Annotated in this window: 21 protein-coding genes; 16 read left to right on the forward strand and 5 right to left on the reverse strand. The window is 61.4% G+C overall.

Going from position 1 to position 21,891, the window contains the following annotated elements; genetic code table 11:
- Nucleotides 1–3: 3 nt before the first annotated feature.
- From accC to GNF76_RS20190, 9 genes are all read left to right on the forward strand, one after another.
- Nucleotides 4–1,362, forward strand: coding sequence for an acetyl-CoA carboxylase biotin carboxylase subunit (accC, locus tag GNF76_RS20150; protein ID WP_155584879.1), 1,359 nt, complete (start codon nt 4–6; stop codon nt 1,360–1,362).
- Between the two features lie 281 nt (nt 1,363–1,643).
- Nucleotides 1,644–2,522, forward strand: a complete 879-nt coding sequence (prmA, locus tag GNF76_RS20155; RefSeq protein WP_155584880.1) for a 50S ribosomal protein L11 methyltransferase — start codon at nt 1,644–1,646, stop codon at nt 2,520–2,522.
- A 30-nt stretch (nt 2,523–2,552) separates the two neighbouring features.
- The gene (locus tag GNF76_RS20160; RefSeq protein WP_155584881.1) at nt 2,553–3,782 is read left to right on the forward strand and encodes a DUF3426 domain-containing protein; all 1,230 of its coding nucleotides are present in this window, start codon (nt 2,553–2,555) and stop codon (nt 3,780–3,782) included.
- A 185-nt stretch (nt 3,783–3,967) separates the two neighbouring features.
- Nucleotides 3,968–4,981: a tRNA dihydrouridine synthase DusB gene (gene dusB / locus GNF76_RS20165; RefSeq protein WP_155584882.1), complete on the forward strand. Its 1,014-nt coding sequence runs from the start codon at nt 3,968–3,970 to the stop codon at nt 4,979–4,981.
- A complete protein-coding gene (gene fis / locus GNF76_RS20170; protein WP_003186237.1) occupies nt 4,978–5,298 on the forward strand; it encodes a DNA-binding transcriptional regulator Fis in 321 nt (106 codons plus the stop codon). The genes dusB and fis overlap by 4 nt, the downstream gene beginning before the upstream one ends.
- An 81-nt stretch (nt 5,299–5,379) precedes the next feature.
- Entirely contained in the window at nt 5,380–6,987 is a 1,608-nt protein-coding gene (gene purH, locus GNF76_RS20175) for a bifunctional phosphoribosylaminoimidazolecarboxamide formyltransferase/IMP cyclohydrolase (RefSeq protein WP_155584883.1), read from the forward strand.
- Nucleotides 6,988–7,191: 204 nt separating this feature from the next.
- Nucleotides 7,192–8,484, forward strand: coding sequence for a phosphoribosylamine--glycine ligase (purD, locus tag GNF76_RS20180; RefSeq protein ID WP_155584884.1), 1,293 nt, complete (start codon nt 7,192–7,194; stop codon nt 8,482–8,484).
- 101 nt (nt 8,485–8,585) lie between these two features.
- The gene (locus GNF76_RS20185) at nt 8,586–11,357 is read left to right on the forward strand and encodes a hybrid sensor histidine kinase/response regulator (RefSeq protein WP_178123441.1); all 2,772 of its coding nucleotides are present in this window, start codon (nt 8,586–8,588) and stop codon (nt 11,355–11,357) included.
- 217 nt (nt 11,358–11,574) lie between these two features.
- Nucleotides 11,575–12,171, forward strand: coding sequence for a MarC family protein (locus GNF76_RS20190; RefSeq protein WP_003217330.1), 597 nt, complete (start codon nt 11,575–11,577; stop codon nt 12,169–12,171).
- Nucleotides 12,172–12,174: 3 nt separating this feature from the next.
- On the opposite strand, the gene GNF76_RS20195 is transcribed toward GNF76_RS20190, so the two are convergent.
- From GNF76_RS20195 to cobG, 5 genes are all read right to left on the reverse strand, one after another.
- Nucleotides 12,175–12,954, reverse strand: a complete 780-nt coding sequence (locus tag GNF76_RS20195; protein WP_155584885.1) for a hypothetical protein — start codon at nt 12,952–12,954, stop codon at nt 12,175–12,177.
- A 237-nt stretch (nt 12,955–13,191) separates the two neighbouring features.
- Complete coding sequence (gene cobJ, locus GNF76_RS20200) at nt 13,192–14,832, reverse strand: precorrin-3B C(17)-methyltransferase (protein WP_155584886.1); 1,641 nt, start codon at nt 14,830–14,832, stop codon at nt 13,192–13,194.
- The gene (locus GNF76_RS20205) at nt 14,832–15,563 is read right to left on the reverse strand and encodes a precorrin-2 C(20)-methyltransferase (RefSeq protein ID WP_155584887.1); all 732 of its coding nucleotides are present in this window, start codon (nt 15,561–15,563) and stop codon (nt 14,832–14,834) included. The genes cobJ and GNF76_RS20205 overlap by 1 nt, the downstream gene beginning before the upstream one ends.
- On the reverse strand, nt 15,563–16,189 hold the full coding sequence (locus GNF76_RS20210; RefSeq protein WP_155584888.1) for a precorrin-8X methylmutase: 627 nt from the start codon (nt 16,187–16,189) through the stop codon (nt 15,563–15,565). Before GNF76_RS20210 ends, GNF76_RS20205 begins: the two co-directional genes overlap by 1 nt.
- A complete protein-coding gene (gene cobG / locus GNF76_RS20215) occupies nt 16,182–17,474 on the reverse strand; it encodes a precorrin-3B synthase (RefSeq protein WP_281354933.1) in 1,293 nt (430 codons plus the stop codon). The genes GNF76_RS20210 and cobG overlap by 8 nt, the downstream gene beginning before the upstream one ends.
- Before the next feature lie 111 nt (nt 17,475–17,585).
- Here cobG and cbiE point away from each other — a divergent pair, with 111 nt between their 5' ends.
- The 7 genes from cbiE to GNF76_RS20250 all read left to right on the forward strand — a co-directional run bounded on the left by cbiE (nt 17,586) and on the right by GNF76_RS20250 (nt 21,816).
- A complete protein-coding gene (gene cbiE / locus GNF76_RS20220; protein WP_155584889.1) occupies nt 17,586–18,791 on the forward strand; it encodes a precorrin-6y C5,15-methyltransferase (decarboxylating) subunit CbiE in 1,206 nt (401 codons plus the stop codon).
- Nucleotides 18,788–19,507, forward strand: a complete 720-nt coding sequence (locus GNF76_RS20225; protein ID WP_155584890.1) for a cobalt-precorrin-6A reductase — start codon at nt 18,788–18,790, stop codon at nt 19,505–19,507. The genes cbiE and GNF76_RS20225 overlap by 4 nt, the downstream gene beginning before the upstream one ends.
- A gap of 246 nt (nt 19,508–19,753) precedes the next feature.
- Nucleotides 19,754–20,056: a type II toxin-antitoxin system RelE/ParE family toxin gene (locus GNF76_RS20230; RefSeq protein WP_155584891.1), complete on the forward strand. Its 303-nt coding sequence runs from the start codon at nt 19,754–19,756 to the stop codon at nt 20,054–20,056.
- A 3-nt stretch (nt 20,057–20,059) separates the two neighbouring features.
- Nucleotides 20,060–20,350: an addiction module antidote protein gene (locus GNF76_RS20235; protein ID WP_155584892.1), complete on the forward strand. Its 291-nt coding sequence runs from the start codon at nt 20,060–20,062 to the stop codon at nt 20,348–20,350.
- A 97-nt stretch (nt 20,351–20,447) separates the two neighbouring features.
- The gene (locus GNF76_RS20240; RefSeq protein ID WP_155584893.1) at nt 20,448–20,843 is read left to right on the forward strand and encodes a DUF2946 domain-containing protein; all 396 of its coding nucleotides are present in this window, start codon (nt 20,448–20,450) and stop codon (nt 20,841–20,843) included.
- A 46-nt stretch (nt 20,844–20,889) separates the two neighbouring features.
- A complete protein-coding gene (locus GNF76_RS20245) occupies nt 20,890–21,369 on the forward strand; it encodes a copper chaperone PCu(A)C (protein WP_155584894.1) in 480 nt (159 codons plus the stop codon).
- A gap of 21 nt (nt 21,370–21,390) precedes the next feature.
- The gene (locus tag GNF76_RS20250; protein WP_155584895.1) at nt 21,391–21,816 is read left to right on the forward strand and encodes a DUF2946 domain-containing protein; all 426 of its coding nucleotides are present in this window, start codon (nt 21,391–21,393) and stop codon (nt 21,814–21,816) included.
- Nucleotides 21,817–21,891: the final 75 nt, after the last annotated feature.

Genomic DNA, 21,891 nt, shown 5'->3' on the forward strand with positions numbered 1-21,891 from the left:
TCGATGTTGAAACCTGCGAAGCTGGAAAAAGTCCTGATCGCCAACCGCGGCGAAATTGCCCTGCGCATCCTGCGTGCCTGTAAGGAAGAGGGCATCAAGACCGTCGCGGTGTACTCGACTGCCGACAAAGAGCTGATGCACCTGGGTCTGGCGGACGAGACGGTTTGCATCGGCCCGGCCCCTGCCAACCTGTCTTACCTGCACATCCCGGCGATCATCGCGGCCGCTGAAGTGACCGGCGCTACCGCCATTCACCCAGGCTACGGTTTCCTCGCGGAAAACGCCGATTTCGCCGAACAGGTGGAAAAATCCGGTTTTGCCTTCATCGGCCCGAAAGCCGACACCATTCGCCTGATGGGCGACAAGGTATCGGCCAAGCACGCCATGATCGCTGCCGGCGTGCCAACCGTTCCAGGCTCCGACGGCCCACTGCCTGAAGACCCGGAAACCGCTCTGCGCATTGGTCGCGAAGTCGGTTACCCGGTGATCATCAAGGCCGCTGGCGGCGGCGGTGGTCGCGGCATGCGCGTTGTGCATAAAGAAGAAGACCTGATCGAAGCGGCCAAGCAAACCCGTGAAGAAGCGGGCGCCTGGTTCAGCAACCCGATGGTCTACCTCGAGAAGTACCTGACCAACCCACGTCACGTGGAAGTTCAGGTGCTTTCCGATGGCCAGGGTCACGCGATTCACCTGGGCGACCGTGACTGCTCGCTGCAACGTCGTCACCAGAAGGTTCTTGAAGAAGCACCGGCACCGGGCCTGGATGAAACTGCCCGTGCCGAAGTGTTGGCGCGTTGCGTCAAGGCATGCATCGACATCAACTACCGTGGCGCCGGCACGTTCGAGTTCCTTTACGAGAACGGCCGCTTCTACTTCATCGAGATGAACACTCGTGTGCAGGTAGAGCACCCCGTATCGGAAATGGTCACCGGTATCGACATCGTCAAGGAGATGCTGAGCATCGCCGCTGGCAACAAGCTGTCGTTTACCCAGGATGACGTGAAGATCCACGGTCACTCGCTTGAGTGCCGGATCAACGCCGAAGACCCGAAAACCTTTATCCCAAGCCCTGGCATGGTCAAGCATTTCCATGCACCCGGTGGCAACGGCGTTCGCGTCGATTCGCACCTGTACAGCGGCTACAAGGTTCCGTCGAACTACGACTCCCTGATCGGCAAGCTGATCACTTGGGGCTCGACCCGCGATGAAGCCATGGCACGCATGCGCAATGCCCTGGATGAAATCGTGGTAGACGGCATCAAGACCAACATCCCGCTGCATCGGGATCTGGTTCGCGATGAAGGGTTCTGCGAAGGTGGTGTGAATATTCACTACCTGGAACACAAGCTGGCTAATCAGTAAGTGCTCCACCCAACAAAGCCGCCTTCGGGCGGCTTTGTTGTTTATGGGGTACCAGGCTTGCCCGCGATCGCAGTTGTAGCCGCTGCCGAGGTACGAGGCTGCGATGCGTGTCCGCAGGACCGCCCTTGGGGCCGCTACGCAGCCCATCGCAGCCTCGTACCTTGGCAGCGGCTACAGCCAGGTGTATCCAACGGTGTCGTCTTCTGCCCCCCGCTCGCGTAAACTTGCGCGCTTTCACAGCCTCACCCGGCTGCACACTCATATTTTCAAAGGTGCCCGCCATGCCTTGGCTGCAAGTCCGTCTCGCCATCAGCCCAGAACAAGCCGAAACCTACGAAGACGCGTTCCTTGAAGTGGGCGCCGTGTCGGTGACCTTCATGGACGCCGAAGACCAGCCGATCTTCGAGCCGGAACTGAACACCACCCCACTGTGGTCCCACACCCATCTGCTGGCCCTGTTCGAAGACGGCACCGATGCCGCCAGCGTCCTGGCCCACATGGAACTGCTCACCGGCAGCCCGCTGCCCGAGCACCACAGCGAAATCATCGAGGACCAGGATTGGGAACGCAGCTGGATGGACAACTTCCAGCCCATGCGTTTCGGCCAGCGCCTGTGGATCGTACCCAGCTGGCACGCCGCTCCCGAGCCTGACGCAGTCAACCTGCTGCTGGACCCGGGCCTGGCTTTCGGCACCGGCACTCACCCGACCACCGCCCTGTGCCTGGAGTGGCTCGACGGCCAGGACCTTGCTGATTGCAACGTGCTGGACTTCGGCTGCGGCTCGGGCATCCTCGCCATCGCCGCCCTGCTGTTGGGCGCCAAGGAAGCCGTCGGTACCGATATCGACGTGCAGGCCCTGGAAGCCTCCCGCGATAACGCCGGGCGCAACAACATCCCGGAAGACAAATTCCCGCTGTACCTGCCCGAGCAACTGCCTCAAGTGCAGGCCGACGTGCTGGTCGCCAACATCCTCGCCGGACCGCTGGTCTCGCTGGCACCACAACTGTCCAGCCTGGTCAAACCGGGTGGTCGCCTGGCGTTGTCGGGGATCCTCGCGGAGCAAGGCGAAGACGTCGCCGCCGCCTACGCCAAGGATTTCGAGTTGGATCCGATCGCCAACCGTGATGGCTGGGTACGCATCAGCGGTCGTCGGCGCTAGAATGAGCGCCTGCATGAATCGGATGGCCGCATGACCGACAGTTTCGTCACCCAGTGCCCGCATTGCCAAGCGCGCTTTCGCGTCAACCACGCTCAACTGAGCGTGGCCCGCGGCGTGGTTCGCTGCGGCGCATGCCTGCAAACGTTCAATGCTGCCCGCCAGTTATTGGAACAACATGCCAGCCCCGCTGCGCCAGCACCTCAAGCGCCGGCAGCCGCAGAACCGATACCTGAATCACCGCGCGCCATCAGCCAAAAACAATGGACTGCCGAAGAGCTGGACCTGGACAACCTGGACCTCGACGAAGAGTTGGCCAAGCTTGAGCGCCGGGAGATCCAACACACCCAGCCGCCGGGCACCGATCGCCGGCAAAAGGAAGACACCCTCAGCGCCACCCGAGACTCGGCCAAGGCCGAAGAAGAACAATGGGCCGCCAGCCTGTTCAGTGACACACCCGACGAACGGGCCAAGGCCATAAAACCAACAGACGATGAGCCTGAACCGGCGGCACCGACTGTCGGCAAAGCCAAGCGCACCGAGCCCTCGATGTCGTTCAGCACTGTCAAGGCGCCGGACGAGCCTGTCCTCCACACCGAACATGCCGACGAAGACCGCGACCCTCCCGTAACGCCCGTCAGTATCGAACCGGAACCTGAACAGACAGAACGCACACAGCCACGCCGTAAACGCACTCGCCGCGACGCCAGCGCCCACGATGAGATGCTCCAGGACCTGGAAGACGACCCGCTGCACCTCTACGCCCAGAAACGCCCCTCGGGCTGGAGCAGCCGCCTGTTCTGGGGCTTGCTGGTGCTCCTGGCCGCCGCAGGCCTGGCGGGCCAGTACGTCGCCTATCAATTCGATGACCTGGCACGCCAGGACGCCTATCGCCCCTGGTTCCAGGAATTGTGCCCTAAAGTAGGCTGCGCCGTGCCATCACGGGTCGACATCGCCCACATCAAGAGCAGCAACCTGGTGGTGCGTAGCCATCCGGAATTCAGCGGCGCACTGGTGGTGGATGCGATCATCTATAACCGCGCGACCTTCTCCCAGCCCTTCCCGCTGCTGGAGCTGCGCTTCGCTGACCTCAATGGCAACCTGATCGCCAGCCGGCGCTTCAAACCCGCCGAGTACCTCAACGGCGAGTTGGCAGGCGTGACCGAGATGCCATCCCAGACACCTATTCACATCGCCCTGGACATCCTCGACCCAGGCAACAAGGCCGTGAATTACAGCCTGAGTTTCCACTCCCCCGAGTGAATCGGCTCAGGCACTGAGGTTTGACGGCGGATTATTGACTGCGCCCTCCGCGACCAAACCGGCGGCGATAAGAAAATAACTGTTCAGATTTTATCCAATTCAGCCTTTATCCAGTCATCGAGAGCGGGTATCATGCCAACCCTTTTTCGAACTCTAATGATCCGGCCCCACAACAGGGAAGTCCTATGTCGGCGGTACGCATCGGCCCATACACATTGCACAACGGCTTGATTCTCGCCCCCATGGCGGGCGTCACCGACCAGCCCTTTCGTCAGCTTTGCAAGCGATTGGGAGCAGGCCTTGTAGTCTCGGAAATGGTCACCAGCGACATGAGCTTGTGGAACACCCGCAAATCGCGGATGCGCATGATCCACGAAGGTGATCCCGAGCCCCGCTCGGTACAGATCGCCGGCGGTGATGCGCAGATGCTGGCGGATGCGGCCCGGGCCAACGTCGAGTTGGGGGCGCAGATTATTGATATCAACATGGGCTGTCCGGCAAAAAAAGTCTGCAACAAAGCGGCAGGTTCTGCTTTGCTCAAGGATGAAGCACTGGTGAGCGAGATCCTGCATGCCGTTGTCGCTGCAGTGGATGTGCCGGTCACCTTGAAGATTCGCACCGGCTGGGACCGGGACAACAAGAATGGCCTGACAGTGGCGAAGATCGCTGAACAGGCGGGCATTACAGCGCTGGCGGTGCATGGCCGCACCCGCGCCGACCTTTATACCGGTGAAGCCGAGTACGACACCATTGCCGCGATCAAGCAGGCGGTGTCGATTCCGGTCTTTGCCAATGGCGACATCGACTCGGCCGAGAAAGCCCGGCACGTGCTGCACGCGACCGGTGCCGATGGTCTGTTGATTGGCCGGGCCGCCCAGGGGCGGCCATGGATTTTTCGTGAGATCGAGCATTTTCTGCGTACCGGCGAAACCTTGCCGGCACCGGAGTTGATCGAGGTGGAACGTATTCTGCTGGAGCATCTGGCCGCCCTGCACGTCTTCTACGGAGACGTGATGGGAGTACGCATTGCTCGCAAGCATGTCGGCTGGTATCTCGCAACCCTGCCGGGCGCCAGGGAGTTTCGCGCCCACTTCAATCGTTTGGATGATACGGAAGCACAGTGCGCCAACGTTCGTGAGTTTTTCAGCGAGCGTTACAAGAGCCTGGGGACAGGGGACGGAGAAGGGGTGGCCGCATGACGATGATGACCGAGACTTTAGTGAGTGGAACAACACCCGTGAGCGACAACGTCAATTTGAAACAGCACCTCAACACGCCGAGCGAAGAAGGCCAGACCCTTCGCGGGAGTGTCGAGAAAGCGCTGCACAATTATTTCGCCCACCTTGAGGGCGCAGCCGTCACGGACGTGTACAACCTGGTGCTCTCCGAAGTCGAGGCGCCCTTGCTCGAAAGCGTGATGAACTACGTCAAGGGCAACCAGACCAAAGCCAGTGAGCTGCTGGGCCTCAACCGGGGTACCTTGCGCAAAAAGCTCAAGCAGTACGATTTGCTGTAAGCATTCAATCAAACCAGAAAGGCGCCCGCGTAAAACCGGTCGCCTTTTTTGCTGACTCCTTTGCTTTTGATGGAAATTGAGATGACCGACCAGACTACCCGCCTGCCGATCCGCCGTGCCTTGATCAGTGTCTCCGACAAGACCGGGATCCTCGAATTTGCCCGGGAGCTGGAAGCCCTTGGCGTGGAGATTCTCTCCACCGGCGGGACCTTCAAACTGCTGCAGGACAACGGCGTGGCCGCAGTAGAAGTCGCGGACTACACCGGTTTCGCAGAAATGATGGACGGTCGGGTCAAGACCCTGCACCCGAAAATCCACGGCGGGATCCTCGGCCGCCGCGGTATCGACGACGCCATCATGACCGAACACGGCATCAAGCCGATCGACCTGGTGGCCGTTAACCTCTACCCGTTCGAAGCCACCATCAACAAGCCAGGCTGCGACCTGCCGACCGCTATCGAAAACATTGATATCGGCGGCCCGACCATGGTCCGCTCGGCGGCCAAGAACCACAAAGACGTGGCCATCGTGGTTAACGCCAGCGATTACGCCAACGTACTGGAAAACCTGAAAGCCGGTGGCCTGACCTACGTCCAGCGCTTCGACCTGATGCTCAAGGCGTTCGAACACACCGCCGCCTACGACGGCATGATCGCCAACTACATGGGCACCGTGAACCAGGCGGCACAAACCCTGAGCACTGAAGGCCGCAGCCAGTTCCCGCGCACCTTCAACAGCCAGTTCATCAAGGCCCAGGAAATGCGCTACGGCGAGAACCCGCACCAGAGCGCGGCGTTCTACGTGGAAGCCAAGCCAGCCGAAGTCGGCATCGCCACCGCCACCCAACTGCAAGGCAAAGAGCTGTCATACAACAACGTGGCCGACACCGACGCCGCGCTGGAATGTGTGAAGAGCTTCGTCAAGCCGGCCTGCGTGATCGTCAAGCACGCCAACCCGTGCGGCGTAGCGGTGAGCCCGGACGCTGAAGGCGGTATCCGCCAGGCGTACGAACTGGCCTACGCCACCGACACCGAATCGGCGTTCGGCGGCATCATCGCCTTCAACCGTGAGCTGGACGCCGAAACGGCCAAGGCCATTGTTGAGCGTCAATTCGTTGAAGTGATCATTGCGCCAAGCGTCAGCGAAGAGGCCCGTGCCATCGTGGCCGCCAAAGCTAACGTGCGCCTGCTGGCCTGCGGCGAGTGGTCGGCTGAGCGTGCTGCTGCCTGGGACTACAAGCGCGTCAATGGCGGCTTGCTGGTACAGAGCCGCGACATCGGCATGATCGGTAGCGAAGACCTGAAAGTTGTAACCAAGCGTGCGCCGACGGAGCAGGAAATCAACGACCTGATCTTCGCCTGGAAAGTCGCCAAATACGTTAAATCCAACGCCATCGTCTACGCCAAGAACCGCCAGACCATCGGTGTCGGCGCCGGCCAGATGAGCCGCGTGAACTCGGCGCGAATTGCCGCGATCAAGGCTGAGCATGCCGGTTTGCAGGTGCAAGGTTCGGTGATGGCGTCGGACGCGTTCTTCCCGTTCCGCGATGGCCTGGACAATGCGGCCAAGGCCGGCGTCACGGCGGTGATCCAGCCAGGCGGTTCGATGCGTGATGCAGAAGTGATTGCTGCCGCAGATGAAGCCGGCATCGCCATGGTCTTCACCGGCATGCGCCACTTCCGTCACTGATTGACTTGATCCCCTGTGGGCACTGGCTTGTGGGGAGCTGGATTTATGTGGGAGCCGGGCTTGCCCGCGATAGCATCACCTCGATCTAACTGAAAGACCGAGGTGCCTGCATCGCGGGCAAGCCCGACTCCCACACAAGCCAGCTCCCACAGCAAATCAGCCCACAGTGTTCTCCCGAATTCAGCGTCATCCGAGGTTTTTGAAATGAATGTTTTGATCATTGGCAGCGGTGGCCGTGAACACGCCCTGGCCTGGAAAGTTGCCCAGGACCCTCGCGTCCAGAAAGTGTTCGTCGCCCCAGGCAACGCCGGTACCGCGATTGAAGCCAAGTGCGAAAACGTCGCCATCGACGTCTTGGCTCTTGAGCAATTGGCCGACTTCGCCGAGAAGAACGTTTCCCTGACCATCGTCGGTCCGGAAGTCCCATTGGTAGCCGGCGTTGTAGACCTGTTCCGCAGCCGCGGCCTGGACTGCTTCGGCCCTACCGCTGGCGCAGCCCAACTGGAAGGTTCGAAAGCCTTCACCAAAGACTTCCTGGCACGCCACAAGATTCCAACGGCCGACTACCAGAACTTCACCGAGATCGAGCCAGCCCTGGCTTACCTGCGTGAAAAAGGCGCCCCGATCGTGATCAAGGCTGACGGCCTGGCTGCCGGTAAAGGCGTGATCGTCGCCATGACCCTGGCCGAAGCCGAAGACGCCGTGCGCGACATGCTCGCCGGCAATGCCTTTGGTGACGCTGGTTCGCGTGTAGTGATCGAGGAGTTCCTCGACGGCGAAGAAGCCAGCTTCATCGTCATGGTCGACGGCAAGAACGTCTTGCCGATGGCCACCAGCCAGGACCACAAACGCGTCGGCGACGGCGACACGGGTCCGAACACCGGCGGCATGGGTGCCTACTCCCCTGCCCCGGTGGTCACCGCCGAAGTGCACAAGCGCGTGATGGACCTGGTGATCTGGCCGACCGTGCGTGGCATGGCCGACGAAGGCAATGTCTACACCGGCTTCCTGTACGCCGGTTTGATGATCGACAAGGCCGGCAACCCGAAAGTCATCGAGTTCAACTGCCGCTTCGGCGACCCGGAAACCCAACCGGTGATGCTGCGTCTGCAATCGAGCCTGGTGCTGCTGGTGGAAGCGGCCCTGGCTCAGGCCCTGGACAAGGTCGAAGCCCAATGGGACCCGCGCCCAAGCGTCGGTATCGTACTGGCCGCCGGTGGTTACCCTGCCGACTATGCCAAGGGCGACGCGATTGAAGGTCTGGATGCGGCTGCTACGCTGGAAGGTAAGGTGTTCCACGCGGGCACCGCGCTCAAGGATGGCAAGGTTGTGACTGCCGGTGGTCGGGTGCTGTGCGCCACGGCCATGGGTGCCAGTGTTGATGCCGCCCAGCAACAAGCTTACAAGCTGGCCGCGAAAATCGACTGGCAGGGCTGCTTCTACCGCAAGGACATTGGCTACCGTGCCATTGCCCGCGAGCGTGGCGAAGATCAGTAAGCCACTATCCGTTCGGTTAGGCAGGGGCCCTTGGCCCTTGCCGTACTATTGCGGCCCCGCGCATAGTTACCCCGTGCATTAATCTACGAAGGGATTTCGCCGTGCGCTGGCTCAGGATCGCCATAGGTTTCACTGTCAGCCTGCTGACCCTGCTCTGTCTGTTCCCGGCCCAGGCCGCGGCACAAGGCAGTGGTTGGGCGGTATTGCTTGACGAACAGGCCGATCTGCAGCTGAGCGATATCCGCTCCCCTCGCTACACCAATCAATTCAGCCCCATCGAACTGGACCGGATCACCGCTGCCGAACCGGACGGTGCGTTGTGGGTACGCTTCAGGCTGCAACCCGGCAAGCACGAACAAGTGCTGCGGGTATTCGCCCCCGACCTGGCACACCTGAACCTGTATGTACTGGACGGCGACACCCTGGTGGAGCAGCAAAGCACCGGCACCCGACAGCCCCAGACGGAACGCCCGTTGCCCAGCAGCGACTTCATGCTGCCGATGCCGCAAAGCCAAAAGCCGCTGGACGTCTACCTGCGCCTGGTCTCGGAACACGAACTGCGGCCCTATATCACCCTGGAGCCGGCAGTGCTCGCCGCCGCCAATCAGAACCAGACGTTGGTCTACGGGCTACTGTTCGGCTGCCTGCTGATGCTGATCCTGCATAACCTGACTCGCTACGCCTACCATCGCTCCCGCAGCAGCCTGTGGCTGGCCGCCTGCGAGATATTGTTGTTGATGAGCCTGCTGCTGTTACTCAACATTCTCGGCCCTTGGCTGCCAAACTGGCATGCGGCCCAGACGCCGGGTGCCTACCTCGCCTTGCTGCTGACGGCGCCCTGCGGGTTGATGTTTGCCTACCGCTTCTTCGCGCCCCTCGGCCCGCACCCGCTGAACAAGCTGCTGATGGCGGACATCCTGCTGATCATCCTGTGCGGCTTGCTGCTGTTGTTCGTTAACACCTTGCCGTTGAATATCATCACCTATGCATTGGTGGCCCTGGCCGGCCTGAGCATGCTGTTCGTCTCGGCCTATCACTGGCAAAAAGGCTACCGGCCGGCACGGCTGTTCATGTTGGCCATGGTGGTGTTCAACATCGGCACGCTGATCATCCTGCCAGCACTGTTGGGTCTGACACTGGTAGCACCCCAGGGCTTGATCGTCACCCTGTTGAGCTTTATCTGCATCAGCGGCCTGTTGATGAGCCTGGCCCTGACCGAACGCCAACGCAGCATCACCGAAGACCGCTTCAGCCTCAGCCGCGACCTGGCAGCCAGCAACGCCGAGATCGCCGCGAAGGCCGAGTTCCTGGCCAAGATCAGCCATGAAATCCGTACGCCCATGAATGGCGTGCTGGGCATGACCGAGCTGCTGCTGGGCACACCGCTGTCGGTCAAGCAGCGCGACTATGTACAAACCATCCACAGCGCCGGTAACGAACTGCTCACGCTGATCAACGAGATTCTCGACATCTCCAAGCTCGAGTCCGGGCAGATCGAGTTGGATGACGTGCAGTTCGACCTCAACGCATTGATCGAAGACTGCCTGAGTATTTTCCGCGCCAAGGCCGAACAGCAGAACGTCGAGCTGATCAGCTTTATCCAGCCCCAGGTGCCACGCGTGATCAGCGGCGACCCGACACGCCTGCGCCAGGCGCTGTTGAGCCTGCTGGAAAATGCCCTGCACAAGACCGATGAAGGTGAAGTACTGATCGTCGTCGCCCTGGATGAGCGCAGCAGCAAGCCGCGCCTGCGCATTGCCGTGCAAGACAGCGGCTTGCCAATGGAAGCCGCCGAACGCGACGCCCTGCTGCACAGTGAACTGCACAGCAAGAACTTCCTTTCGGCCACCCGTTTGAGCGGTCACCTGGGGCTGGTCATCGCCCGTCAGTTGATCCTGCTGATGCACGGCGAATTCGGCATCAAGAGCGGCAGCCATCAGGGCAGCACCCTGTGGCTGACGCTGCCACTGGACCCGGAACGCCTGGAACATCCGACCTCCGATCTCGACGGCCCACTCAAGGGTGCACGGGTACTGGTGGTGGACGACAACGACACCTGCCGCAAGGTCCTAGTGCAGCAATGCACGGCCTGGGGCCTGAACGTCAGCGCCGTCCCTTCGGGCAAGGAAGCCCTGGCCCTGCTGCGGACCAAGGCGCACCTGCGGGACTACTTCGACGTGGTCCTGCTCGACCAGAACATGCCGGGCATGACCGGCATGCAACTGGCGGCGAAGATCAAGGAAGACCCGAGCCTGAACCACGACATTCTGCTGATCATGCTCACCGGCATCAGCAATGCGCCGAGCAAGATCATCGCGCGCAATTGCGGGATCAAGCGCATCCTCGCCAAACCGGTGGCCGGCTACACCCTCAAGACCACCTTGGCCGACGAGCTGACCCAACGCAGCAAAGGCGTCGTCCCGCCACGCCAGCCGACCCTCGGCGCGCCCACAGTGGTGACCGTGCCCAGCGATTTCCGCATCCTGGTGGCTGAAGACAACAGCATCTCCACCAAGGTGATTCGCGGCATGCTCGGTAAACTCAACCTGCAACCGGATACCGCCAGCAATGGCGAGGAAGCCCTGCAGGCGATGAAGGCCCAGCGTTACGACCTGGTGCTGATGGATTGCGAAATGCCGATTCTCGATGGTTTCTCCGCAACTCAACAATTGCGGGCGTGGGAAGTCAGCAACCAACGCATTCGCACGCCGATCGTGGCGCTGACGGCGCACATCCTTTCGGAACATAAGGAACGTGCACGCCAAGCCGGGATGGACGGGCACATGGCCAAGCCGGTGGAGCTCTCGCAACTGCGGGAGTTGGTGGAATATTGGGTGGCGCAGCGCGAGCAGAAAACAGCACACACTTCCTGATATGCCTGTAGCCGCTGGCGCAGCCTGCGATCGGCTGCGCAGCAGTCGCCAGTCTCTTGAAACCGCTGAAGGTCCTTCGGCCCTTATCGCAGCCTCGTGCCTCGGCAGCGGCTACAACGGGCCAAATGCAAGACGGTATCTACATGTATCGATACAAGCCCGTTTACATCAGGCCTGATAAACTCCCGCTCGCCCTCCTTCGCTGTGAGCTCCCACCATGCTCCATGTGTTGTTCAGCGTTTATTTGAAGATGCTGGTGCTGTATAGCCCCTTCTTCGTACTTTCCTGCTTTATCAGCCTGACCCGCGGCTACTCCAGCAAGGAGCGGCGACGCCTGGCCTGGAAGGTGGCCCTGGCAACCCTGGTATCAAGCGTCCTGCTCTACCTGTTTGGCCGAGTGATTTTCAGCGTGTTCGGCATCACGGTGGACGCCTTCCGCATTGGTGCCGGCAGCGTGCTGTTCATCTCGGCGCTGGGCATGGCCCAGGGCAAATCAGCGGTACAAACCGACAACGTGCAGCAGGACGTGACCATCGTCCCGCTGACCATCCCCCTGACCGTCGGCCCCGGCACCATTGGTGCGCTGCTGGTGATGGGCGTCAGCCAGCCCCACTGGGACGACAAGATCACCGCGATCCTCAGCATCGCCCTGGCCAGCCTGACGGTCGGCGTGGTGCTTTACCTGTCCAACCGCATTGAACGCATTCTCGGCGACCAGGGTTTGCAGATTGTCAGCCGCCTGATGGGTTTGTTTGTGTGCGCACTGGCGGCACAAATCATCTTCACCGGCGTACGGGGTTATCTGGTGCCGTAAGGGTCAGATGCGGTACTTGGCGATTGCCAGTTGCACTTTGTCGCCCGCACTTTCGCGCATTAGCTGGACGGTCTTTTCGTTGACTACAGCAGTATTCAGTACCAGGCAAGTTTGCCCGCTGAAGGCCTCGAAAGAAGAACTGTCCCACTCGATAAATGGAACACCGACCTGCTTGTTGACGCCGTGAGAGCTGTAAATCACCAGCACCATCATGATTTCGCCGTTGCTCTCGGTACAGGACGCCAGGCCAAAATCCCCGCCGTCATGCACACTGCTATTACGTTTGAATAAATCGAAAGAAGCCGGTTGCTGCTTCAAGGCCTCAACCGCATCCGCTGCCAATTTCGGCAGTGCTGTCAGCAGTGGCCCCGAAAAGGATACAGCGGTGACCGTCGCGGCAATGATATTCAGGGCCGCCAACTGGACCGTCAGGCCCTTGCCGGAGGTCGAAACCCGCTCGAAGCTGCTGCGCACCGGCAACCAACCCAGGCTGATCATGACGTTGATGAACTCGTCATACCAGGCTTCGGTCCCCCGGCTGATCTTCAATACATCGCTGACATAGCTGCTGGCCAGCAGGTAACTCTTGCGGGTGTACTCCCTGTTCAGACCTGACATGCCTTCCACAAACGAGATGACACTGTTATTCACCACGGCCGCGTTGAAGTCATCATCACGGTCGACCGGTGCAAGTTGCCCCGAACCTGACGCCCCCGGAAGCTTGTAGGCCGCAATCAACTTTCTCCTTTTTGCACTATTGATCCTTCTGTTATATCGCTCCATTTGTATCTCTCCACAAACACCCCACATGGGGATTACCTCAACGGTAGTCCACTCACCAGCGGGCTTTCCATACGACAAACATGTCTGGGGAGATCGACCAGAACAGCCCCGCCCAGCAATAACAAGGCGCACATCCAAGCCTTCCAGTTTTCCTGAGCAGAAAAAGAAAAAGCCCCAAGTCACCGCAGGTAATTACCCACTGTGACTCGGAGCTTTCTGTCACAAGCATCGACCTTTTCAGGACGCCGGTTTTTCCCCATACCAGCGCGGCGTGTAGACCCACTCACCACCACCTGCCCGAGGGAACACGCAGGTGGTGGACGAGCCGATCAACACCATGGTGCGCATATCCACTTGATCCGGCGTCAGTTGCCCAAGCGTGGTGACCCGCAAGGTCTGCCCCGGACGACCGATGTCACGACCCAACACCACCGGCGTTTCAGCGGTACGGTGCAACGCGACAATCTCCAGCGCACGCCCCAACTGCCATGGCCGCGAACGGGAGATCGGGTTGTAGAACGCCAGGGCCAGGTCGGCCTGGGACGCCAGGTCCAGGCGTTTTTCGATAATCGACCAGGGCTTGAGGTTGTCCGATAAGGACATCACACAGAAGTCGTGCCCCAGCGGTGCACCTGCCTGAGCCGCCGTGGCCAGTGACGCCGAAACCCCCGGCAGAATCTCCAGGTCGACCTGCTGCCAGGTCGGGTCACTGGACTCGTGCAAGGCTTCCAAGACCGCCGCCGCCATGGCGAACACACCTGGGTCGCCGGAGGAAACCACCACCACCGAACGTCCTTGGGCAGCCAACTCAAACGCGTGACGCGCGCGCTGCATCTCTTCGCGGTTGTCAGTGCAATGCTGGACCTGGTCGGCGCGAAACGGCCCGGCCATGCGTACGTAGGTTTCATAACCCAGCACGTCGGTGCAGCGTGCCAGCTCGGCCTTGACCGCCGGCACCATCAGTTCGGCGGCGCCCGGCCCCAGGCCGATCACCGCCAGGCGCCCACGAGGGCGACCGATGAGGGACACGTCCAAGGGCTCGTCGGCTGCCGTGATCACAATATCGTCCGCGTCCGCCAGTGCGGCGAAACGCAGTGGCACCCCCAAATCCAGCGACGCTTCGTGCAGCTCCGGACTGGCCATGTCCTGGTCATTGGCCAACAGGCACGCCAGGGACTGCACAGCGATCCCGGCATCGTGCAATGCCTCGCGAACCCGCAGGGCCAATTGCGCGCCAGGTCGGCACGTCACCCAGACATTCTTCGGATAAATCAGCAACTCATTGGGCGCCGGTACGCGCTCGCGATTGCCCACGTGAATCGCCAGGTTCGCCTGCTGATCCTCAAGCAGATTGGCCTGATCCAGCCAAGGCGCTGCACCTTCAATACGCACCGATTCACCGGCCAGCAGGTCCGAGACAAAACGCTTGCCCAACTCCAGATCCGCCAACTGATAACCCTTGGGCGGGTTAAGCAGGCAGGTGCCAAAACGTAGCTCGCCGCTGGTGGTGATGGCGGCAGCAACGCCGAGTGCGGCCGCGATTTCCCGCGCCAGCACATTCACCCCGCCGAGGCCGCCGAGCAGCGGCACCACGGCGCTGCCATCCTCGGCCACCGCCAGCACCGCCGGCTCAGCGCCCTTTTCCAGCAACAGCGGCGCCAGCGTGCGGATCACGATCCCCGCCGCACACAGCGCGATGATCGGCGTGCCCTGCTGGTACAACTGGCGCAAGGTTGCGCCGAACTCGCTGTACACCCGGTCAGCGCCATCCACCCGCTCGGCCAAGCCGTGGATCAGCGCGTCGGGATACACCTGCTGGATGCTGCGGGCTGTGGCAAGGCTGCCGTTGCCCAGAATCACAATCGCGGGAGCCGTCATCAGCCTTGCCACCTTTCACCCGGAACGATGATCAGCGAGAAGTACGGTGAGGACATGGGCTCGACCTGATCCAGCGGGACGATTTTCTGATTGGCCATGGTCGCGCGTTCCACATACAACGCGCGCTCGGCCAGACCGAGTTCTTCCAGCACCTGACGCACCTTGGGAAAGTTGCGCCCCAGCTTCATGATCACCGCCGCGTCGGCATCCGCCAGACGCCGCTTGAGATCATCATGAGGCAACACACCAGAGAGCACCGACAGGCTCTGATTGCGGTACACCAACGGGGCACCCAACACCGAGGCCCCCCCCAGCATCGAGCACACGCCCGGGATAACCTGGGCCTCGTAGCGCTCGGCCAGGCGGTCATGCAAATACATGTAGGAGCCGTAGAAGAACGGGTCGCCTTCACAGATCACCGCCACGTCACGACCGGCATCCAGATGCGCGGCCACCTCAACGCTGGCGCTGTCGTAGAAATCGCTGATCACCTGTTCGTAGGACAGCGGTGCCGGCAACGCTTCAGTGGTCACTGGATAAACCAGCGGCATCAAGGTCTGCTCAGCAACCAAGTGATCTTCGATAATACCGAAGGCATTACCCTTCTTGCCCTTGGCCACGAAGTACGCCACCACCGGCGACTCACGCAGCAGGCGCAGGGCCTTGAGAGTAATCAGTTCCGGGTCGCCGGGGCCTACGCCCAAGCCGATCAAACGTCCGCGAGCCTGCATTATTCGACCTCCGTGGCCAAAGCGTTGACCGCAGCAGCCGCCATGGCGCTGCCGCCCAAGCGACCTTGCATGATCACGAACGGCACGCCTCGGCTGTCAGCGGCCAGCATCGCCTTGGATTCGGCAGCGCCGACAAAGCCCACCGGAAAACCGAGGATCAACGCCGGTTTGGGTGCGCCGGCATCAAGCATTTCCAGCAGGTAGAACAAAGCGGTGGGCGCATTGCCGATCACCACCACGCTGCCTTCCAGGTGTGGACGCCACAATTCCAGGGCGGCAGCGGAACGGGTATTGCCCAACTCGCGCGCCAGGTCCGGCACGCTGTCATCGCGCAGGGTGCAGATCACCTGATTGTTGGCGGGCAAGCGGGTACGGGTTACGCCTTCGGAGACCATGCGCGCATCACACAGGATCGGTGCACCGGCGGCCAGGGCTTCGCGCCCGGCCTTGCCCGCGCCTTCGGAAAACTGCAGGCCGTCGATGGCATCGACCATGCCGCAGGCGTGAATCACGCGCACCGCGAGTTTTTCCAGGTCGGCCGGGATGCGATCCAGCCTGGCCTCTGCGCGAATGATCGCGAAGGAGTTGCGATAGATCTCCTGACCGTCGCGGATGTAATCAATCATCGGTGTTGCTCCGTGGGCAAGCGCGCAGTATGGCGCTCGCCGCTGAAAGAGAAAGAGTGCGTGCGTGCAGGCGGCCGAAACCCGGCTGGCCTGCTTCGCGAAAATAGAGGTCGTAGTGACCGGGGCTCACCGCCAGCAGGGTGACGGGTGCCGTGTGGGCGGCGGCGCAGGAACGCGGGCAGCCGGACAGGTGCACGTTCTGGCCTTGCAGCAGTGTGGCGAGTTGCAGGGCATCGGCCTTGGTGTCGGCCAGGCCTTTGCCACAGCCCGTAGAGCCGGTGCAGGCGATCATGCGGGCCAGCGGCTGGTCCACTGAACAGAGAAAGCCCAGTTGCTCCAGGCGCTCGGTAACCGCGGCGGCGTCCTTGGCGTACACGTTGGGCAACAGCACACCTTGCCATGGCGTGAATCGCAGGCTGGCATCGCCATACTCGCTGGCCAAGCGGGCAGCGCCCTGAAGCATGGCGCCATCCAACCTACCGAGAGGCGCGACAGCGCCGACGTAAACGCGGTTTTCCTCACGCTGTGGATAGCTGCCCAAGTGCAGCGGGGCGGGGTTGGCACGGCGCGAAAAACCGGTGGCAGGCTGCAATGGCAAACGCAGTTGCCCCAGGAAGTCATCCACCGTCGTATCAGTCAACAGATGACGCATGCGCGTTTGTTCAGGCCGGGCCAGGTCGAGAAACCACTCCAACACGGCCACCACCAGCGCATGCCCTTGGGCCAGCGGCACAGCAGCCAGCGGCGCATCATGACCTGGACAACCGGCCAAGCCGAACGCCAGCAGCGTCTCGCCATTCGCCGCAAAGGCCGACAACCACAGGTCATGGTGATGCTCGAGCATCGCCAGGGCCTCACCACCATCCAACTGCACGGCGAATTTGGCCGACAGTTCATGAAAACGCGGATGGGTTTGCAGGGTGGCAAGGATTTGATCCGCCAGGGGCCGGGTATCGAACAACATCTGGCGGTCGATCCCGGCGCTGGGGCTGAGCATCACATTGCGTACATCGTCCCCGCCGGCGCTGCTCGGGCCGAGGCCCGCCGCCAGCAGCATTGCAATGAGGGCGTCGTGCCTGGCGCCGATTCCACGAATCTGCAGATTGGCGCGGTTGGTCGCTTCGATCACCCCGCCTGCGTAGGTCTGCGCCGCGTCTGCCACCGCGCTGGCCTGCTCGGCAGTGATCGACCCGCCCGCCAGTTTGATCCGGCAAATCCCGCCATCCAACGCCTGGACAATACGCAGCAACCCCGGACAACCCGAGGGACGCAATGGCGTGGACAGTGGCAGTGGTTTCACGGGGGCTACCGGTTAACGGGTAAAGGCGCGGTATTATGCCTGCTTTGTCCGACGGCATGAAAAGCCTGCCCGTCGGATGTCGTTCAAGGAATTCATATGTCGCCCTGGCTGACGGTAGTAGGCATCGGTGAAGACGGCTTCAAGGGCCTGGGCAGAAATGCCCGGCACGCCCTGTTGCGCGCCTCTCGCATTATTGGCGGCCAGCGCCAGTTGGACCTGTTGCCGGTGTGTATTCGCGGTGAACGCGCGCTGTGGCCCAGCCCGTTTTCCCTGGAGCCGGTGCTGGCGCAGCGCGGCGAAGCGATCTGTGTGCTGGCCAGCGGCGACCCAATGTTCTATGGCGTGGGGGCCAGCCTCGCACGGCACGTGCCCGCCGACGAATTGCTGATTCTGCCCGCGCCCTCTTCCGTCTCCCTGGCGGCAGCACGCTTGGGCTGGCCGTTGCAGGACGTGGTGACGCTGTCGGTGGTGGCCCGCCCGTTGGCCGCACTGAATGCCCATCTTTCCAGCGGCGTACGCTTGCTGGTGCTGAGCAACGACGGCCAGAGCCCTGCGGCGATTGCCGCGCTGTTGCGCGCCAGTGGCTTCGGCCCGAGTCGCTTGAGCGTCTTCGAACACCTGGGCGGTACGGATGAACGGCGTGTCGACGGCGTCGCCCAGGATTGGCAGGACCTGCCGGTTGCGGCCCTGAACCTGGTGGCCATCGACTGCGTTGCCGACGCCAACACCCCGCGCCTGTCGCGCCTCGCCGGGCTGCCCGACTCAGCCTTCCAGCACGACGGGCAACTGACCAAACGCGATGTCCGCGCCATGACCCTGGCCCGCCTGGCGCCCATCCCCGGCGAACTGCTGTGGGATGTCGGCGCTGGCAGCGGCTCTATCGGTATCGAGTGGATGCGCACCCACCCCAGCTGCCGAGCGATGGCCATTGAAGCGGATGACGGCCGGCAACGGCTGATCGAACATAACCGCGACGCCCTCGGCGTCCCCGGCCTGCAACTGATTCGCGGCAGCGCGCCCCAGGCCCTCGCAGGCCTGGAAGCACCAGACGCAATCTTCATCGGCGGCGGCGTGACCCGCGACGGCGTGCTGGATACCTGCTGGCACCACCTGCGCCCCGGCGGCCGGCTGGTGGCCAATGCCGTGACGCTGCAAAGCGAAATGACCCTGATGGCCTGGCGCGAACAGCACGGCGGCGAGCTGACGCGCATCCACATTGCCCAGGCACAACCCTTGGGTAACTTCGACACTTGGCGCCAGGCGCTGCCGATCACCTTGTTGGAAGTGATCAAGCCGCTATGAAACGCATCTTGCTGCTGGGCGGCGTCACTGAAGCACTGGCCATTGCCCGTACTTTGGGGCCAGAACATATCTACAGCCTGGCGGGCATCGGCCGAGTGCCCACCGACCTGACGTGCCAGGTGCGTGTCGGCGGCTACGGCGGCGTTGACGGACTGGCGCAGTTCATTTGCGACGAAGGCATCGAGCTGGTGCTGGATGCCACGCACCCCTATGCCGCGCAAATCAGCCATAACGCCGCCCATGCTGCGCGCTTATGTGGCGTCCCCTGCTGGGCCTTGCGACGCCCCGCCTGGCGGCCACAAGCCGGGGATGATTGGCGAGAAGTCAGTGACTGGGATGAGTTGACCGAAGCGCTGAAACCCTTCAAACGTCCACTGTTCACCCTCGGCCGTGAGCCCCTGCAACATCTGGAAGAGATCCCTGCCGAGCAGTTCTGGACCTTACGGGCGCTGGATGTTTATCCGGGCAACGAGCGTTGCGAAGTGATCGGCGCTCGCGGGCCGTTTCTGATCGAGGATGAGCGCGCGTTGTTCGAACGACGGCAGATTGATGTACTGATCAGCAAGAACAGCGGCAGCAGCGCAACAGAGCCGAAGCTGGAAGTGGCGCGGGAGCGTGGGGTGCCGGTGCTGATTTTGAAGCGCCCGGCGCTGGTTGGGGTGGATCGGGAGTTCTCCTCACTGGAAGAAACAATGGCCGCACTCTCAGCTCTTTGACCTACACATTCGGCGCCATTACCTCGCAAGAAAACGCCTCAGCCATCGACATCCTTTTGACTAGCCTGCGTTAAAAGACGATTGGCCTCACATCTCTCTCCGAACTCGCTATCTAGTTCAACCAAAAGTCACCGCCCTAAGCTTCTCCCTCACGTTTTTCTAACTCAGAAAGTCGCGATCAGGGCGCCGTGTCTAGCGCAGCGTGCAACGACTTGCCATTCTGTATCCCAAGGAATACGATTCGAGATGATCGATTTTGATGAGTCCATCGAGTTTGTCCGCTGGCTGGAAGCACTTCGAGACCCGCTCGCAAAAGTACGAGTTCTGACAAGACTGCGAGCGGCAGAACTAGGAAACTTCGGCGACTGTGAGCCTGTAGGTCACGGCGTTTGCGAAATGCGAATCCACTATGGCTCAGGATATCGTGTCTACTTTACCCGTCGAGATAAGGTGGTTTACCTGCTGTTGATCGGCGGCGACAAATCAACACAAAAGCGAGACATCAAACGTGCAAGGCAAATGGCAAAAAACCTCGGCATCAAGGAGTGACTGATGAGCGAATCCTTTACCCGTTTCGATGCAGCAAATTACCTCAAGACCCCCGAAGACATGGCCGCTTATCTTGACGCCTGCTTCGAGGAAGATGCCGGCGACGGCCTGCTTATTCGCACAGCCCTGAACGATATCGCGCGAGCCCAAGGAATGACTCAAGTCGCCCGCAATGCGGGACTTGGACGAGAAAGTCTCTACAAAGCCCTCTCCAGCACTGGCAATCCCGAGTTCGCGACTATCATGAAGGTCATGAAAGCCCTTGGCCTCAAGCTGCACGCCACGGCAATCTGATGTCACTGCGACACCAAACCGCACACCCACTTTTTACTTATCACCCCCGATCAGGCTAAATACCCACCTGATCGCTTAATCCTACGGATAGTCCGCCATGGCCCGTCAACGCTTTGCATTTGCCTGGATCGCCTGCTTTGCAGTGCTGTTCAACGCCTTTGCCATGCCGCTGGCCGGGGCGATGCAACCGTCGACAAACTCCATCGAGCAGTTGCTGTGGGGCAGTTTCTGTTCCGCCAGCGGCACCAAGCTGGTAGCGATTTCCTTAGGGAGCCTGGAGCAAAAGGCGCCGCAACAGGATGATCACTCCACCATGCAGCATTGCTGGTGCTGCTCGGGGTCGGCGCCGATGGTGGCGTTGCCAGGGCATGTGCCGCAGTTGTACTTCGCGCGATTCGACGCGGTACAAAGCCTGCCGCCGCCGTCACTGCAATCCCCCACGCCACGCCAGCAATGGCCCAGCCTGAATCCCCGCGCCTCTCCAACAGCCTGATCACTTCGCAATTGAACTGCGTTTTGAACTGTTCTGGAGAACTGCCATGCTCAAATCTTCCCTGCTTCTGGCTGCGTTGTTGCTGCCGATGTGTGCCGCCAATGCGGATGACTTCAAGGTCGGCGAACTGGTGGTCAGCGAGCCCTGGTCACAGGAATTGCCGCCCAACGCGCCTACGGTCGCCGCTTATTTCGTGATTCATAACAAGGGTGAAAACCCTGATCGCCTGCTCAGCGTCGATACGCCTGTGGCAGCCAAGGCCGAGCTGCATGAGCATGTGATGCAGGGCGACTTGATGAAAATGCAGCAGGTGCCCAGCGTTGCCGTTCCGGCGGGCGGCGACCTGACCTTCGCGCCCATGGCCTACCACGTGATGCTGCTGGACCTCAAAGACCGTAGCGTGCTGCGCGACGGCCAGCATTTCCCGCTGACCCTGAACTTCGAAAAAGCCGGCCCGGTGAAAGTCGAAGTCTCGGTGCAAAAGCAGGCGCCGATGGCCGGTCACGAGACTATGCACGCCCACTAAACCTTTCAGGCCTGCACCCGGATGGGCGCCTCACGCGCCAGGTTATCCACCTCCCGCCGTAAGCCAATGAGCCTTGCGCGCGGCAGTTGGATCAGCCTGTTCGCCATGCTGATGATCTTTATCGGACCGCTGATTTCCCAAGCGATGCCGATGGACCATCACGCCGGCATGTCCATGCAAATGCCCATGGACGCACCCAGTTGCCATGGCGAGCCGCAACACCCCGCAACGCACAATAAAGCCCCGGACGAGCACCATGTACTCTGGGAAAAGTGCGGCTACTGCAGTCTGCTATTCAGTTGCCCGGCATTGCCTGGCAGCGTGTCGTTCGTCAGCCTGGGCTCTGCGCCCCCGGCCAACGCCATCATCCCCGCGCCGCGCCTGGGCCATGCCCGGCAGAGCATCTTCCCCGGCGCCCGTAGCCGCGCCCCGCCTGTCATCGCGTAGACACTTCACCGCGTTACTTCACCCGGCCGACTTCAGATAGACAGCCGCAGGCTGCTGGCCGTGTTGTTTACGATT

This window comes from Pseudomonas spelaei (genome assembly GCF_009724245.1).
GTDB lineage: Bacteria > Pseudomonadota > Gammaproteobacteria > Pseudomonadales > Pseudomonadaceae > Aquipseudomonas > Aquipseudomonas spelaei.

What these genes read in the sequence shown, in the direction of transcription:
- GNF76_RS20225 (WP_155584890.1), top strand. Translation starts at nt 18,788, where the DNA reads ATGAAACGCATCTTGCTGCTGGGCGGCGTCACTGAAGCACTGGCCATT.
- dusB (WP_155584882.1), top strand. Translation starts at nt 3,968, where the DNA reads ATGTCGGCGGTACGCATCGGCCCATACACATTGCACAACGGCTTGATT.
- GNF76_RS20240 (WP_155584893.1), top strand. Translation starts at nt 20,448, where the DNA reads ATGGCCCGTCAACGCTTTGCATTTGCCTGGATCGCCTGCTTTGCAGTG.
- purH (WP_155584883.1), top strand. Translation starts at nt 5,380, where the DNA reads ATGACCGACCAGACTACCCGCCTGCCGATCCGCCGTGCCTTGATCAGT.
- accC (WP_155584879.1), top strand. Translation starts at nt 4, where the DNA reads ATGTTGAAACCTGCGAAGCTGGAAAAAGTCCTGATCGCCAACCGCGGC.
- GNF76_RS20250 (WP_155584895.1), top strand. Translation starts at nt 21,391, where the DNA reads ATGGGCGCCTCACGCGCCAGGTTATCCACCTCCCGCCGTAAGCCAATG.
- GNF76_RS20195 (WP_155584885.1), bottom strand. Translation starts at nt 12,954, where the DNA reads ATGGAGCGATATAACAGAAGGATCAATAGTGCAAAAAGGAGAAAGTTG.
- GNF76_RS20245 (WP_155584894.1), top strand. Translation starts at nt 20,890, where the DNA reads ATGCTCAAATCTTCCCTGCTTCTGGCTGCGTTGTTGCTGCCGATGTGT.
- cbiE (WP_155584889.1), top strand. Translation starts at nt 17,586, where the DNA reads ATGTCGCCCTGGCTGACGGTAGTAGGCATCGGTGAAGACGGCTTCAAG.
- GNF76_RS20205 (WP_155584887.1), bottom strand. Translation starts at nt 15,563, where the DNA reads ATGCAGGCTCGCGGACGTTTGATCGGCTTGGGCGTAGGCCCCGGCGAC.
- purD (WP_155584884.1), top strand. Translation starts at nt 7,192, where the DNA reads ATGAATGTTTTGATCATTGGCAGCGGTGGCCGTGAACACGCCCTGGCC.
- prmA (WP_155584880.1), top strand. Translation starts at nt 1,644, where the DNA reads ATGCCTTGGCTGCAAGTCCGTCTCGCCATCAGCCCAGAACAAGCCGAA.
- fis (WP_003186237.1), top strand. Translation starts at nt 4,978, where the DNA reads ATGACGATGATGACCGAGACTTTAGTGAGTGGAACAACACCCGTGAGC.
- GNF76_RS20210 (WP_155584888.1), bottom strand. Translation starts at nt 16,189, where the DNA reads ATGATTGATTACATCCGCGACGGTCAGGAGATCTATCGCAACTCCTTC.
- GNF76_RS20230 (WP_155584891.1), top strand. Translation starts at nt 19,754, where the DNA reads ATGATCGATTTTGATGAGTCCATCGAGTTTGTCCGCTGGCTGGAAGCA.
- GNF76_RS20160 (WP_155584881.1), top strand. Translation starts at nt 2,553, where the DNA reads ATGACCGACAGTTTCGTCACCCAGTGCCCGCATTGCCAAGCGCGCTTT.
- GNF76_RS20190 (WP_003217330.1), top strand. Translation starts at nt 11,575, where the DNA reads ATGCTCCATGTGTTGTTCAGCGTTTATTTGAAGATGCTGGTGCTGTAT.
- GNF76_RS20235 (WP_155584892.1), top strand. Translation starts at nt 20,060, where the DNA reads ATGAGCGAATCCTTTACCCGTTTCGATGCAGCAAATTACCTCAAGACC.
- cobJ (WP_155584886.1), bottom strand. Translation starts at nt 14,832, where the DNA reads ATGACGGCTCCCGCGATTGTGATTCTGGGCAACGGCAGCCTTGCCACA.